Origin of the sequence: Micromonospora sp. ANENR4, assembly GCF_015354395.1 — a bacterium.
GTDB classification, from domain to species: Bacteria; Actinomycetota; Actinomycetes; order Mycobacteriales; family Micromonosporaceae; genus Micromonospora; species Micromonospora aurantiaca.
The window spans coordinates 201,316-215,548 of record NZ_JADKYQ010000012.1; the positions used below are offsets into that span (position 1 = coordinate 201,316).

At 73.6% G+C, this 14,233-nt stretch carries 14 protein-coding genes and 2 tRNA genes; 12 read left to right on the forward strand and 4 right to left on the reverse strand.

Annotation, left to right across the window (positions count from 1 at the left end):
* Nucleotides 1-3 precede the first annotated feature (3 nt).
* Nucleotides 4-1,020 carry a LysM peptidoglycan-binding domain-containing protein gene (locus IRY44_RS22190; protein ID WP_194802170.1) on the forward strand — a complete coding sequence of 339 codons (1,017 nt, stop codon included), beginning with the start codon at nucleotides 4-6 and terminating at the stop codon, nucleotides 1,018-1,020.
* A 1-nt stretch (nucleotide 1,021) separates the two neighbouring features.
* Here IRY44_RS22190 and IRY44_RS22195 read toward each other — a convergent pair whose 3' ends face one another.
* On the reverse strand, nucleotides 1,022-1,873 hold the full coding sequence (locus IRY44_RS22195; RefSeq protein WP_135242775.1) for a Rieske 2Fe-2S domain-containing protein: 852 nt from the start codon (nucleotides 1,871-1,873) through the stop codon (nucleotides 1,022-1,024).
* A 110-nt stretch (nucleotides 1,874-1,983) separates the two neighbouring features.
* Here IRY44_RS22195 and IRY44_RS22200 point away from each other — a divergent pair, with 110 nt between their 5' ends.
* Genes IRY44_RS22200 through IRY44_RS22210 form a run of 3 tightly spaced genes read left to right on the forward strand, consistent with a single transcriptional unit; the run spans nucleotide 1,984 to nucleotide 3,420 of the window.
* Nucleotides 1,984-2,193, forward strand: a complete 210-nt coding sequence (locus IRY44_RS22200; RefSeq protein ID WP_194802171.1) for a type II toxin-antitoxin system VapB family antitoxin — start codon at nucleotides 1,984-1,986, stop codon at nucleotides 2,191-2,193.
* The gene (locus tag IRY44_RS22205) at nucleotides 2,190-2,615 is read left to right on the forward strand and encodes a PIN domain nuclease (RefSeq protein ID WP_194802172.1); all 426 of its coding nucleotides are present in this window, start codon (nucleotides 2,190-2,192) and stop codon (nucleotides 2,613-2,615) included. Before IRY44_RS22200 ends, IRY44_RS22205 begins: the two co-directional genes overlap by 4 nt.
* A gap of 40 nt (nucleotides 2,616-2,655) precedes the next feature.
* Entirely contained in the window at nucleotides 2,656-3,420 is a 765-nt protein-coding gene (locus IRY44_RS22210; RefSeq protein ID WP_194802173.1) for a crotonase/enoyl-CoA hydratase family protein, read from the forward strand.
* Nucleotides 3,421-3,424: 4 nt separating this feature from the next.
* Here the strand turns inward: IRY44_RS22210 and IRY44_RS22215 are convergent, their stop codons facing one another.
* On the reverse strand, nucleotides 3,425-4,909 hold the full coding sequence (locus IRY44_RS22215; protein WP_194802174.1) for an NAD(P)/FAD-dependent oxidoreductase: 1,485 nt from the start codon (nucleotides 4,907-4,909) through the stop codon (nucleotides 3,425-3,427).
* Between the two features lie 91 nt (nucleotides 4,910-5,000).
* On the opposite strand from IRY44_RS22215, the gene IRY44_RS22220 reads away from it, so the two are divergent.
* A complete protein-coding gene (locus IRY44_RS22220; RefSeq protein ID WP_194802175.1) occupies nucleotides 5,001-6,101 on the forward strand; it encodes a serine hydrolase in 1,101 nt (366 codons plus the stop codon).
* Nucleotides 6,102-6,476: 375 nt separating this feature from the next.
* Here IRY44_RS22220 and IRY44_RS22225 read toward each other — a convergent pair whose 3' ends face one another.
* Nucleotides 6,477-7,799, reverse strand: a complete 1,323-nt coding sequence (locus tag IRY44_RS22225) for a deoxyribodipyrimidine photo-lyase (protein ID WP_194802176.1) — start codon at nucleotides 7,797-7,799, stop codon at nucleotides 6,477-6,479.
* A complete protein-coding gene (locus IRY44_RS22230; protein ID WP_194802177.1) occupies nucleotides 7,796-8,722 on the reverse strand; it encodes a phytoene/squalene synthase family protein in 927 nt (308 codons plus the stop codon). Before IRY44_RS22230 ends, IRY44_RS22225 begins: the two co-directional genes overlap by 4 nt.
* Nucleotides 8,723-8,787: 65 nt before the next feature.
* Between IRY44_RS22230 and IRY44_RS22235 the strand changes: the two genes are divergently transcribed.
* The 7 genes from IRY44_RS22235 (at nucleotide 8,788) to IRY44_RS22265 (ending at nucleotide 14,168) form a co-directional block, all read left to right on the forward strand.
* On the forward strand, nucleotides 8,788-9,942 hold the full coding sequence (locus IRY44_RS22235) for a polyprenyl synthetase family protein (RefSeq protein WP_194802178.1): 1,155 nt from the start codon (nucleotides 8,788-8,790) through the stop codon (nucleotides 9,940-9,942).
* Between the two features lie 29 nt (nucleotides 9,943-9,971).
* On the forward strand, nucleotides 9,972-11,453 hold the full coding sequence (crtI, locus tag IRY44_RS22240) for a phytoene desaturase family protein (protein ID WP_194802179.1): 1,482 nt from the start codon (nucleotides 9,972-9,974) through the stop codon (nucleotides 11,451-11,453).
* Nucleotides 11,450-12,043: an isopentenyl-diphosphate Delta-isomerase gene (idi, locus tag IRY44_RS22245; protein ID WP_194802180.1), complete on the forward strand. Its 594-nt coding sequence runs from the start codon at nucleotides 11,450-11,452 to the stop codon at nucleotides 12,041-12,043. Before crtI ends, idi begins: the two co-directional genes overlap by 4 nt.
* Entirely contained in the window at nucleotides 12,033-12,980 is a 948-nt protein-coding gene (locus IRY44_RS22250) for a MerR family transcriptional regulator (protein WP_194802181.1), read from the forward strand. The genes idi and IRY44_RS22250 overlap by 11 nt, the downstream gene beginning before the upstream one ends.
* Before the next feature lie 76 nt (nucleotides 12,981-13,056).
* Complete coding sequence (locus IRY44_RS22255; protein ID WP_194802182.1) at nucleotides 13,057-13,845, forward strand: polysaccharide deacetylase family protein; 789 nt, start codon at nucleotides 13,057-13,059, stop codon at nucleotides 13,843-13,845.
* Nucleotides 13,846-13,988: 143 nt separating this feature from the next.
* Nucleotides 13,989-14,061: transfer RNA gene (locus IRY44_RS22260), tRNA-Glu, on the forward strand.
* Between the two features lie 33 nt (nucleotides 14,062-14,094).
* A tRNA-Asp gene (locus IRY44_RS22265) sits at nucleotides 14,095-14,168 on the forward strand.
* Nucleotides 14,169-14,233: the final 65 nt, after the last annotated feature.

A 14,233-nucleotide genomic window follows, 5' to 3' on the forward strand; every position in this document is an offset into this window, starting at 1 on the left:
GCCATGCGCGCACCCCGACGCTCCCCCGTCCGCCGCGCCGGCCAGGTTCTCACCGGCCTCGGCGCTCTCGTCGTGCTCGTCGGCGTGCTGGCCGGCGGGCCGGTCGCGCTGCTGGCGTTCGCCGGCAACCCGCTGCCGGATCACCTGCCCACGCTGGCCGAGGTCGGTACGGCGTTGACCAGCCGCGACGACGGTCAACTGTTCCTGCGCGCGCTGGCGGTGGTGGGCTGGTTCGGCTGGGCCACGTTCGCGTTCTCCGTCGTGGTGGAGCTGCTCGCGGCGGCGGTACGCCGGCCGGCGCCGAAGCTGCCCGGCATGCACCGCCAGCAGAAGGCCGCAGCCGCCCTCGTCGGTTCGGTCGCGCTGATCCTGGTCGCGAGCCCGGCCGCGGCTAGTGCCGCCGCGCTGACCGCCCCGCAGCCGGCGGTCGCCGCCGTCACCTCACCGGCCGTGGCCGCGAGCCAGGTCGCGCCGCCGCCCCCGGTCGCGTCGCAGGCGGACGACCCGGCCGTGTACCGGGTGGCGAAGGGCGACTACCTGGGCGAGGTGGCGGATCGCTACCTGGACGACTTCGACAGGTACAAGGAGCTGGCCCGGCTGAACCGGCTCGCCGACCCGGACCGGATCCGCCCGGGTCAGCTCATCATGCTGCCGGACGGCGCGACGGATTCGGGTGCCCGGCGGCACGCCGCCGGACGGATCGTGGTCACCAAGCCGGCCGAGACGGCACCGGCGAAGCCGGGTGGCGGCGGCGCCTCGTCGACCACCCCGAAGGCGAAGCCCAAGCCCACGCCGCGCGACGCGACGCCCACCGTGGAGGCGCCCGTCGGTCAGCCGCCGGCCATGTCGGCGGGCGCGTCCCGGGCCACCGCCGAGGAGGGCATCAACCGTCCGCTCGCCATCTCGGCGGTGCTGGCCGTGGCGAGCATCGTCGGCGCGCAGATCGGCGCGCTGCTCGGGTTGCGTAAGCGGCCGGTGCCGGCCCGGGCGCTGTCCAGTGGGCGGCACCGGCGGGACTGACTCAGGGCAGCCGGGCCTCGACCCGGCCGGACACCACGCGGGTGGGCAGCACGACCTGGTCGTTGGCGGCCGGGCCGTGCACCACCTCGCCGCCGTCGAGCCGGAACGCGCTGCCGTGCCAGGGGCAGACCACACAGGCGTGGCCGTCGACCTGCTCGATCGTGCCCTCGCCGAGCGGGCCGCTCTGGTGCGGGCAGCGCTCCAGCATGACTGTGACGTCGTCGCCGTCCCGGTAAAGGATCACCGAGACGTCGTCGATCTTCTTGGTGACCAGTTCGTGCCGGGGCAGGCTGCTCAGGTCGCCGACCCGGTGCCAGCCGTCGCTGATCAGGTGCAGCTCGGAGACGCTCTGGCTGGCCTGGGCACCCTGCTTGTACGCGAGATGCCCACCCAGGTACGCCCCACCGCTCGCGGCGGACAGCCCCAGGTAGGACAGCGTCCGGCCGAGGCCGTGCCGCCCGTTGAGCCGGGCCGCCAGCGAGCCGGCGAACAACGCCAGGCCGACCGTGTTGGCGGCGGCATGCACCAGCCCGACCCGGCGCTGGTCCCGGGAGAGCGTGGCCCAGTCGTTGAGCCCGGCGACCGCCGCGGGCAGCGCGCTGACCGTACCGAGACCCACCAGGGCGGTGGCGGCGCGGCGCTGGCCGGGCAGCAGGTCCACCACGGCGGCGGAGATCCAGGCGCCGACCGGCACCTGCACCATCGCGGGGTGCAGCGGATGGCCGAGCCACACGCCGTGCAGCGCGTCGCGTACCCGCTGCGAGCGCAGCGTGCCCTGGACGGCGCGCTGCAACCGGTCACCCACCCGGTCGAGACCGGTGGCCTGTTCGAGCTTCGTCAGTAGTTCGCGCACCTGTTCCGACTTCCCGGCAGGAGAGCCCCCAAACCGGACGCCCCGGAATTCCCTCGCACGGAACCCCCGCTGGATATACTCGGGCGGCCGACTGTATATAGGGAGCTGCGATGACCAAGATCCTGGTGGACGTCGACGACGAGGCGCTTGCGGATGCCGCCGAGGCGTACGGCACGAAGACCAAGAAGGACACGGTGAACGTCGCGCTCCGCGAGGGCGCGGCAAGACTGCGCCGCGCCCGCGCGCTGGCGGAACTGGCCGAGCGCGGGCAGACCGGTGACTTCGACGAACTGCTCGACAAGGGCGCCTACCGCTCGTGAAGCTGGCCGACTACCTGATCGACACCAGTGCCCTGGTCCGGCTCCTGCGTGATCCCGACGTGCTGGCGCGGTGGGACCAGCAGGTGACAGCGGGCCTGCTCGCCGTGTGCCCCCTGGTCGAGCTGGAGTTCCTCTACACCGCCCGGTCCGTCGCCGACCGGACGCGCCTGGCGGAGCAGCTCCGGGCCGCCTTCGGCTGGGTGGTGATGCCGGACCGGATCTACGAGCGCGCCGCCGAGATCCAGGGCGAGCTGACCGCGCGGGGCACGCACCGCTCGGCGGGCGCCGTCGACCTGCTCATCGCCGCCACCGCCGAATACCACGGGCTTTCGCTGCTGCACTACGACCGGGACTTCGACCAGGTCGGCGCCGTCACCGGCCAGCCGATGCGCTGGCTGACCCGGCCCGGCACGATCAAATAGACCGTAGCCACGACGGCGCCGTCGCGGGCATGCTGGGCCTATGGGGGTACGCGTCGAGCACGCCGGTGCCGTGACCACTGTGATCCTGGACCGGCCCGAGGCCCGTAACGCCGTGGACGGGCCGACCGCACGAGCGCTGGCCGACGCGTTCCGCGCGTTCGACGCCGACCCGGACGCGGCGGTGGGTGTGCTCTGGGGTGCGGGCGGCACGTTCTGCTCCGGCGCCGATCTCAAGGCCGTCGGCACGCCGCGCGGCAACCGGGTCGAGCCCGACGGCGACGGGCCGATGGGCCCCACCCGGATGCGGCTGTCCAAGCCGGTGATCGCGGCGATCTCCGGGTACGCGGTGGCCGGTGGGCTGGAGCTGGCGCTCTGGTGCGATCTGCGGGTCGCCGAGTCGGACGCCACGCTGGGCGTGTTCTGCCGCCGGTGGGGCGTACCGCTGATCGACGGCGGGACGGTCCGGCTGCCCCGGCTGATCGGGGAGAGCCGGGCGATGGACCTGATCCTCACCGGCCGTGCGGTGGGCGCCGACGAGGCGTACGCGATGGGTCTGGTCAACCGGCTGGTCGCGCCGGGTGAGGCCCGCGCGGCGGCCGAGGAGTTGGCCGCCGCTGTCGCCCGGTCTCCGCAGACGTGCCTGCGCAACGACCGGGCGGCGGTGCTGGACGGCGCGGGGCAGCCCGAGCCGGAGGCGATGGCGACCGAGCTGGCCTACGGCCTGGAGTCGCTGGCGGTGGACGGGGTACGCGGCGCAGGCCGGTTCGCCGACGGCGCCGGCCGGCACGGCGTGCCGGCCGGCTGAGGCCTCACTTCAGCGCGCGCAGCGCGTCCTCGATGGCCCTGTGGAACGTCGGGTACGCGTAGATCATGTGCCGGAGCTGGCTGATCGGCACCGCCGCGTGCACCGCCACGACGAGCGCGGAGAGCACCTCGCCGCCGGCCGGACCGGCCGAGGTGGCACCGACGAGGACGCCCTGGTCGGCGTCGGCGATCAGCTTGATGAACCCGGCGTTGCCGCTCTTGTGGATCCAGCCCCGGGCCGACGAGGTGAGGTCGGCGTACCCGACCTGGACGTTGACGCCGCGCTCGCGGGCCTGCTGCTCGGTGAGGCCGACCGCGCCGACCTCGGGGTCGGTGAACGTGACCCGGGGCAGCGCCCGGTAGTCGGCGACCGGGACGCTGCCCGGCGCGGCGGTCGACCCGCCCGCGCTCATCGCGCCGCCGACCGCGCTGACCACACCGGCCGCGCCGCCGACCACACTCGCGGTGCCGCTGGCATCAGGGCCGCCCTTGGTACGCCGCATGTGGTCGAGCACGTCCGCCACCACGATGCCGGCCTGGTACATGGCGATGTGGGTGAACGCACCCTCGCCGGTGAGGTCGCCGACCGCCCAGATCCCGTCGGTGACGTGCATCCGGTCGTTCACCGGCAGGTAGCGCTGCCCGGCGTCCACCCCGACGGTGTCCAGGCCCAGCTCCTCCAGGTGCGCCTTGCGGCCGGTCACCACGAGCAGCTTCTCGCCGGTGAACTCGGCGCCGTCGGCGTACACGGTGAACGCACCGCCGTCGTGGCCGACCCGGCCGGCCTTGGCCCCGGTGTGGATCTCCACCCCGTCGGCGCGCAGCGCGTCGGCGGCGAGCGCCGACGCCTCCGGCTCCTCGACCGCGAGCACCCGGTCGGCCGCCTCGATCACCGTCACCCGCACGCCGAACCGGGCGAAGACCTGTGCCAGTTCCAGCCCGATCGCGCCGCCGCCGAGCACCAGCAGCGACGCAGGCAGTTCCTCGACCTCGATGGCCTGGTGGTTCGTCCAGTACGGCGTGTCGGCCAGCCCGTCGATCGGCGGGACCGAGGGCCGGGTGCCGGTGCCGAGGACCACGCCGTAGCGCGCCTGGAACACCTGGTCGCCGACGCGTACCCGGTTCGGTCCGTCGAGCCGTCCGCTGCCCCTGACGAACCGGCCGCCCTTGCCGGTGAAGCGGTCCACCGCCACCTTGTCGTCCCAGGTGTCGGTGGCCTCGGCGCGGATCCGCTTCGCCACCGGCGCCCAGTCGGGCCGCACCTGGGCGGACCCGGCCAGCTCGTTGACCCGGTGCGCCTCGGCCAGCGCGTTCGCCGCCCGGATCATCATCTTGCTGGGCACGCACCCCCAGTAGGGGCACTCACCACCGACCAGGTCCCGTTCGATGCCGACCACGCTGAGGCCGGCCTCGGCGAGCCGCCCGGCCACCTCCTCGCCGCCGACGCCGAGCCCGACAACGACCACATCCACCAGTTCCGGCTCCGCCATTCCGCAAGCATTCCGTACCTTCGGGACACCGACCACCGCACCGGGCCCGAATTCCGCGCTCGTCACGAATGCCACCGCCTACGGTGGCCGCATGCACACGCGCTTCACTCCGGTCCGGGACTGTTTCCACGACCTGTTCGCCACCGGCCGGGAGACGGGCGCGTCACTGGCGGTGTGGCACGGCGGCGTACCGGTGATCGAGCTGGTGGGTGGCACCACCGCAGCGGTCCCGCCCGGCGTGGTCGTACCGGTTTCCGGGGCGGACCGGCCGTGGCGGCCGGACACGCTCGTCGACGTCTACTCGGCCGGCAAGCCGGTGGCCGCGCTCTGCCTGCTGCTGCTCGTCGACCGGGGCCGGGTCGACCTGGACGCGCCGGTCTCGGTCTACTGGCCGGGCTTCCGCGCCCCGGCCACCGTCCGGCAGGTGCTCGCCCACACCGCCGGGCTGCCCGCCTTCCCGGTGCCCCGGCCCGCCGCCGCCGTCGCCGACTGGGACCTGCTCTGCGCCGATCTGGCCGCCGCCGAGCCCGAGTGGACGCCGGGCGCCGTCGCGGCCGAGCACGCCTGGACGTACGGGCACCTGGTGGGCGAGCTGGTCCGCCGGGTGGACGGACGCTCGGTGGGCCGGTTCCTGGCCGAGGAGATCGCCGGACCGTGGCGCCTGGACCTCGCCTTCGGACTGGGCGAGGCCGACCGGCGGCGGTGCGCCGATCTGTCGTACGCCGATCCGGCCTGGCCGGACGCGATGCGCGGCGAGCCGGGCTCGTTGCGGGCGCGGGCGCTGGACAACCCGCCGGGCGGGCGCGACGTGGCGATGGTGAACAGCGAGCTGTGGCGCGCCGCCGAGATCCCGGCGGTGAACCTGCACGCCACCGCCGCCGGGCTCGCCCGGCTGTACGCGGGCCTGCTCGCCGGCGGCACGCTGGACGGGGTACGCCTGTTCAGCCCGGAAGTGGTCGCCGAGGCGACGCGGGTGCAGTATTCCGGCCCGGACCTGCTGCTGGACCGGCCGGTGGACTGGACGCTCGGCATGCAGTGGGAGCCGGACGGCAGCTGGGGCATGGGCGGGATCGGCGGCAGCAGCGCCTGGGCCGACCCGGAACGCGGCTACACCTTCGCGTACGCGACCGCCCGGCTGGCCGACCACGACCGCGTGGAGGACCTGGTCGAGGCGTTGCACTCCTGCCTCTGACCGACCGTCACAGTCGGTGACTGCCGGGCGTCGTCACGCAGCGCATTCGAGCCGGCCGGGCAGCCTGGACTCCCCTTTCCGCCTTGCTCTGCAGCCATCGGCGCAGCATCGCGTTGAGCAGGGGTTTCCTCGCAGGCCCGAAAACCGCGCGGGGCCCCGACGGTCACGCTCCGCAACCGGTGCGGATATGGCTGCAGAGCAAAGGGGACCAGAGGTGAACGGCGTCGGCGGGGAACCCGATCACCTACGGTAACCAAGGAAGTCGGCCTGCGACGCGCGGGAGGTCTGCGCCGGCGGCGTTCGTGATCGTGCGCGGGCGACGCATCTGGCGCGACCGCCCGCGCGTCCGCGCAAGCCGGCGGGCGGCGGGCGGCGTCAGCGGAGCCAGACCGGGTCGGCGCCCGGCACCTCCAGCGGTGGCGGGTAGTCGAGCGTGCGGCGTACCTCGTCTGGCAGCCGCCACGGCTGGTGGACCGCCTTGCCCGCCACCGACGCCAGCTCGGGCACCCAGCGCCGCACGTACGCGCCGTCGGGGTCGTAGCGCTCGGCCTGCCGTACCGGGTTGAAGCCGCGGTACGGCCGGGTGTCGTTGCCGGTGCCGGCCACCCACTGCCAGTTGCCCGAGTTGTTGACCCGGTCGCCGTCGAGCAGCCACCGGAAGAAGACCTCCAGGCCGGGCCGCCAGTCCAGCCCGAGGTGCTTGGTCAGGTAGCCGGCGGTGATCAGCCGCGCCCGGTTGTGCATCCAGCCCTCGGCGCGCAACTGGCGCATGCCCGCGTCCACGATCGGCATGCCGGTCCGCCCCTCGGCCCAGGCGTCGAACGCGTGCGCGTCGTCGCGCCAGTCCTCGCGCGCACCGCGGCGGTAGGCGACAGTGGACAGGTCGGGGAAACCGGCCACCACCTGGTGGTAGAAGTCGCGCCAGCAGAGCTGCCTGACGAACGGGCCGTCCCGGTCACCGGCCCGGTTCGCCACGGCCAGCGGCGACACGCACCCGAAGCGCAGGTACGGGCTGAGCCGCGAGGTCTCGTCGCCGGCCATGTCGTCGTGGATGTCGTCGTACCGATCGAGGGTGGGCAGCCAGGCGGTGAGCCGGCGCCTGGCGACGGCCTCGCCACCGACGGCGGCGTCCGGGCTGTCGCCAGTCGGCGGATCCGGCAGCCGGCCGGGGTCGACGCCGTCGGACAGCCGGACCTGCTTCGGGGCGGCCAGCTCATCCCGCCACCGCACGCCCTGCCAGACGCGGAAGTAGGGGCTGAAGACGCGGTAGTGGTCGCCGCCGCCGGGGCGCAGCGCACCGGGCTCGACGATCGTGAGGCCGGGGAACACGCGCAGGAACATCCGGTGCCTGTCGCACTCGGCGCGCAGCCGCCGTTCCCGGCGGTGGGCGTAGCGGCTCACGTCGGCGGAGAGCCCGATGCCCTCGGCGCCCACCTTCCGGGCCAGCTCGATTGTTTCGGCCACCGGGTCGCCGCGCCTGATCACCAGGTCCCCACCGCGTGTGCGGAGCGCCTCACGCAGGTCGGCCAAGCTCTGATGCAGGAACCGGGTGCGGTTCGGCGAGAGCTTCTGCAACGCCGGATCGAGCACGTAGAGCGGCACCACCCGGTCGAACGCGGAGCAGGCGGCGGCGAGCGCCGGGTGGTCGTGCACCCGCAGGTCACGGGTGAACAGCACGACCGCCGTGCGGCCGGTCATCCGGCCAGGGCCGGTTCCAGGGCCGGGCCGGGCACCCGCACCGGCGTGCCCGACGGGGTGAGCAGCGCCCGCGCGGCCACCGCCATCCGGCGCCGCTGCGGCACCAGGGCACGCCGCACGAAGACGTCGTAGTCCTGGGCGGCCACCTCGTCGAGGATGCCTCCGTAGAGCGCGTACGCGGTGCGCATGCACGCCTGCGAGGCGGGATCGAGCAGCGGGATGCCCGGTGCGGCGGCGACGTAGTGGGCCTGGGCGCGGGTCACCTCGTACTCGATCAGCTCGCGGATGCGCGGCGTGGTGCGGCCGGCGGCCTTTGCGGCGAGCAGGTCGTCGCGGGTGAGGTCGAACTTGGCCATGTCCTCGTCGGGCAGGTACGTCCGGCCCCGGTCGAGGTCCTCGGAGACGTCCCGGATGAAGTTGGTGAGCTGGAACGCGAAGCCGAGCTGGCGGGCGGGCTCGCGGGCGGCGGCCGGGTCGGAGCTGCCGAGGATCGGCAGCATCATGGTGCCGATGACAGCGGCCGAGCCCTCCATGTAGTCGAGCAGGTCGTCGTAGGTCGGGTACGACATGACCGTCAGATCCATCGCCATGCTGCGCAGGAACGACGCGAAGTCGTCGCGGTCCAGGTCGAACACGGCAATGGTGTGCAGCACCGCGGGGAGCAGCGGGTCGTCGACCGACGCACCGTGCAGCCCGGCGACGAATCGATCCGACCACTCGCGCAGCCGGGCGGCGCGCTCGGCCGGCGGCAGGTCCTCGGTGCGGTCGACGATCTCGTCCGCGTAGCGGGTGAAGCCGTACAAGGCGTGCACATGCCGCCGTTTCCAGGCGGGAAGCAGCCGGGTGGCGAGATAGTAGGTACGGCCGTGACGCCGGTGCAGCTCGCGGCAACGGTCATAGGCAGCGGTCAGATCCGTGTCCATCGGCCCCTCCTCAGTTTCGACGCAGCAATCGACGCAACTCGTAACCCTAGGGTACGCTCCCCCACATGGCCAACGACGCAGTTGCGGGTAATGCGCTCCGCGTCGCGCCGGCTCAGGCCGGGGCGACGGACGATCCGGTCCGCGGCGTACTGGCCGCGTTCACGAAAGACCTGATCAAAGGGGTCGACGAGACGCTGGCGGCGTTCCTGGCCGCAGAAGTCGAATCACTCACCGAGATCGACGCAGCGATGGGTGGTTTCGCCGCGACGGCACGTGACTGCGTGCTGGCCGGCGGCAAACGGGTCCGCCCCACGTTCGCGTACTGGGGATGGCGGGGTGTGGTCGGCGGTGAGGAACCGCTGAGCTCGGTGCTCCCCGCGCTGTCCGCGCTCGAACTCCTGCACACGTTCGCGCTGGTCCACGACGACGTGATGGACGCCTCCGACACCCGGCGCGGGCTGCCCACCGCGCACCGGGCCGCCGCCGCCCGGCACCGGGCCGCCGGGCACACGGGCGACCCCGACCGGTACGGCGAAGCCGTCGCCGTCCTCATCGGCGACCTGTGCATGGTGTGGGCCGACCGGCTCATGGCACACGCGGCGGTCCCGGCGGACCGGCTGCTCGACGTGCGCCGCTGCTACGACCAGATGCGGGTCGAGACGGTCGCCGGGCAGTTCCTGGACGTGCTCGGCGAGAACGACTCGGCGAGCTGGACCGTCGACCGGGCGCTGCGGGTGGCCCGCTACAAGACCGCCAGCTACACCGTCCAGCGCCCGCTGCTGTTCGGCGCCTGCCTGGCCGGCACCGACGCGGACGACCCGCTCATCGCCGCGTACACCAGGTACGGGCTGGCCGTCGGCGAGGCGTTCCAGCTCCGCGACGACCTGCTGGGCGTGTACGGCGACCCGGAGACCACCGGCAAGCCGGCCGGGGACGACCTGCGTACCGGCAAGCCGACAGCGCTGCTGATGCTGGCCCGGCAGCTCGCCGACCCGGCGCAGCGCCGCGCGTTGGAGCGGGCCGGCTCGGTCACCGCGGCACACGAGGTGGACCGGCTGGCCGACGTGGTCCGGGACACCGGCGCCACCGCCCGGGTGGAGCGGATGATCTCCGACCGGGTGACCGAGGCGCTCGCCGCGCTCGGCACCGCACCGATCGACGAGACCGCGCGCACCGCGCTGACCGGCCTCGCCACCGCCGCCACGGCGCGGCGGGCATGATGAGCAACTTCGTGAGCAAGGGGGCCGGAATGCGTACCGTCAAGGGACGGACCGACCGGGTGGTAGTGGTCGGCGCCGGGCTGGGTGGGCTGGCCTGCGCGCTGCACCTGGCCGGCAGTGGCCGGCAGGTGACGGTGCTGGAACGCGAGCCGGTGCCGGGCGGCCGCGCCGGGCGGCTCAGCGTCGACGGGTACGAGTTCGACACCGGCCCGACCGTCCTCACCATGCCCGACCTGATCGCCGAGGCGCTCGGCGCGGTGGGTGAGGAGCTGACCGACTGGCTCGACCTGACCCCGCTCGACCCGGCGTACCGCGCCTACTACCCGGACGGGTCGACGCTCGACGTCATCACCGACACCACCCGGATGGCCGCCGAGATCGCCCGCGTCTGCGGCCCCCGGGAGGCCGACGGCTACCTGCGTTTCGTCGACTACGCGCGCAACCTCTGGCAGTGGGAACGGGCCGACTTCATCGAGCGCAACCTCGACGCGCCGACCGACCTGCTCACCGGCAACCTGCTGAAGCTGTTCGCGAGCGGCGCCTTCCGGCGGCTCCAGACGAAGATCAACCAGTTCTTCCGCGACCCGCGTACCCAGCGGATCTTCTCCTTCCAGGCCATGTACGCGGGCCTGTCGCCGCACGACGCGCTGGCGATCTACGCGGTCATCGCGTACCTCGACTCGGTGGCCGGTGTGTGCTTCCCGCGCGGCGGCATCCACGCGGTCTCCCGCGGGATGGCCGGCGCGGCCGAGAAGCACGGCGTGCAGATCCGGTACGGCACCACGGTGACCCGGGTGGAGACCGCCAACGGCCGCGCCACCGGCGTCGTCACCGCGGACGGCGACTTCATCCCCGCCGACACGGTGGTGCTCAACCCGGACCTGCCGGTCGCCTACCAGGACCTGCTGCCGCCCAGCCGGCAGCGCAAGCTGACCTACTCGCCGTCCTGCGTGGTGCTGCACATCGGTTCGACGCAGGGCTATGGCAAGATCGCCCACCACAACATCCACTTCGGGCGCTCCTGGAAGGGGACGTTCGACGAGGTGATCCGGCGAGGCGAGCTGATGACCGACCCGTCGCTGCTGGTGACGAACCCGAGCCGCACCGACCCGTCGGTGGCGCCGGCCGGGAAGCACACCTACTACGTGCTGGCCCCGGTGCCGAACCTGGAGCGGGCGCCGTTCGACTGGACCGGCGACCTCACCCAGCGGTACGCCGACCAACTCGTGAGCACGCTGGAGGAGCGCGGCTACGTCGGCTTCGGCGACGGCATCGAGGTGATGCGGGCGGTCACCCCGGCCGACTGGGCGGCGCAGGGCATGGCCGCCGGCACCCCGTTCGCCGCCTCGCACAGCCTCTTCCAGACCGGCCCGTTCCGCCCCTCCAACCTGCACCGGACGCTGGAGAACGTGGTGTTCGTCGGCTCCGGCACGCAGCCCGGTGTCGGCGTGCCGATGGTGCTGATCAGCGGCAAGATCGCCGCAGCCCGGGTCACCGGGGCGATGTCGTGAGCGAGCGGGAGACCCACCTGGTCGAGCTGGTCGACGACGACGGCCGGGTGCTCGGCGAGACCACCGTGGCGGCCGCCCACCAGCCACCCGGGCGGTTGCACCGCGCCTTCTCGGTGCTCCTGGTCGACCCCGACGGGCGGGTGCTGTTGCAGCAGCGGGCCGCGGTCAAGACGCGGTTCCCGCTGCGCTGGGCGAACTCCTGCTGCGGGCACCCGCTGCCCGGCCAGTCGCCGGCCGAGGCCGCCAACCGGCGGCTCGCCGAGGAACTCGGCGTCGATCCGGTCGACCTCACCGAGGTCGGCGTGTACCTCTACTACGCCGAGGACCCGGCTACCGGACGGGTCGAGTTCGAGTACGACCACGTGCTGCGCGCCGACGTACCCGCCGACCTGGTCACGCGGCCCGACCCGGACGAGGTGGCCGACCTGCGCTGGGTCGACCCCGGCGCGGTGGTCGGCGACCTGGACGCCCACCCCCGTGAGTACGCCCCGTGGCTCGGCGGCGTGGTCAACCGGCTGCTGCACCCCACCGACGCGTCCCGGCCGGGCGTAGCGGCCACCGAGGCACCGGAGCGGTCGGGTGGCCGATGAGGCGCTGAGCGCGGGGGCCGTCGCACGCCGACTGGGTGTGGCGGTCACCACGCTGCGTACCTGGCACCAGCGCTACGGTCTCGGCCCCAGCGAGCACGTGCCGGGTCACCACCGGCGGTACACGCCCGCCGACCTCGCCCGCCTGGAGATCATGCGCCGGCTGACCACCGAGGGGGTCGCGCCCGCCGAGGCCGCCCGCTGGGCCCGGCAGGCGCCGGCCGTGCCGCCCCCGGAGCGGCTCGGCCTCAAGGCGAGGGCCTCGACGGTACGCGACGGCGGCGGCACCACCATCCCGGTCGGCCGGGCCGGGCCGGCGGCGCGCGGGCTGGCTCGTGCCGCCATGCGGCTGGACTCGGTGACCATCGGCCGCACCATCGCCGACGCGCTGGCCGCCGACGGGGTGGTGGCGACCTGGGAAGGGCTGCTGCGGCCCGTGCTCGCCGGCATCGGGGAGCGGCACGCCGCCACCTCCGCGCTGATCGAGGTGGAACACCTCATGTCCCGGTGCGTCTCCGAGGCGTTCGCCACAGTGGCACGGGCGCACCCGATGACCGGGCCGCCCCGGATCCTGCTCTCCTGCGCCGACGAGGAGCAGCACTCGCTGCCGCTGGAGGCGCTCGCCGCCGCGCTGGCCGAGGTCGGTGTGAGTTATCGCATGCTCGGTGCCCGCGTACCGGTGCCGGCCCTGGTCGAGGCCGTCAACCGGACCGGTCCGGCGGCCGTGGTGCTCTGGTCGCACATCCGGGCGACGGCCGACCCGTGCCAGCTCACCGCGCTGCTGGCGGTGCCGCGCCGGCCGCTGCTGGTACTCGCCGCCGGGCCCGGCTGGCGGGCCGACTCGCTGCCGGCCGGGGTGGTCCGGCCGGTGGACCTGGCCGAGGCGTTGTCGCTGGCCGTGGCCGTGCGGGACTCGCTGGACCAGTCGACGACGAGCTGAGCCCCTCTCCCGTTCCGGGTCGGCGTCCACTACGGTCGGAAAGTCCGTCTGACCCCGACCCCTCCGGGAGCGACGAATGCGTCCACGCGCCCTGTCGGCGCTCGCCCTGGGCCTGGTGCTCCTCGTCACCGGCTGCGGCGAGGCCGGCAAGTCACCCGAGAAGGCCGCCGCACCGCCGTCGGCCTCCGCGTCGCCGTCCCCGACGCCGGTGACGAAGCCCTCACCGACCCACACCACCCCCGCGAAGCCCAAGCTGCGCCCGGTGCCGAAGAAGCTGCCGGCCGGGCTGCACCGGGCCAGCGGGAGCAGCGGCGTGGCGCTCACCTTCGACGACGGGCCGGATCCCCGGTACACCCCGCAGATCCTGGCCCAGCTCCGGGCGGCCCGTGTGAAGGCCACCTTCTGCGTCGTCGGCAAGCAGGCCAAGCGCTACCCGGAGCTGGTGGCCCGGATCGTCCGGGAGGGTCACCAGCTCTGCAATCACAGCTGGCACCACGACGTGAACCTGGGCCGGCGCTCCGCCGCCGAGATCCGATCCGACCTGGAACGGACGAACAAGGCCATTCACGCCGCCGCGCCGAAGGCGCCGATCACCTGGTTCCGCCAGCCCGGCGGCCGCTGGACGGCCGAGGAGGTCGTGGTCGCCAAGCAGATGGGCCTGCGCCCGCTGCACTGGAGCGTGGACCCGCAGGACTGGGACCACCCACCGGCGAAGACGATCATCAAGCGGGTGAAGGGGGCCACCCGGCACGGTTCGGTCGTGCTGATGCACGACGCAGGGGGCGACCGGGCCCAGACGATGGCCGCGTGCCGACACCTGATCCCGGACATCAAGCGGCGGTACGGCATCGCCCTACCCCGCTGACCTGCGGTTATACCCGGTCCCACAGCCATCCCCATACCGGTTTTGTCGTCCGCGCAGGCATGACATATGCTTCTCCTGCCTCCGGCGGGGCCGGATGGGAGCAAGTCCGCTTGAAGTTGCGAGTGTGCAATGATGGCGGGGCCGCCCTCATCGTCTAGCGGCCCAGGACGCCGCCCTTTCAAGGCGGTAGCACGGGTTCGAATCCCGTTGGGGGCACGGTCCGGCTCGCGCCGGATGCAACACCAGCCAGGTCCTGTGGAGCAGTTGGAGTGCTCGCCGCCCTGTCAAGGCGGAGGTCGCGGGTTCAAGTCCCGTCAGGACCGCAAGCGCTGACGCCGCGCAGCTCGATGCGCGGCGTTCTGCGTATCGGCCCGTGCGGTAGCATGTG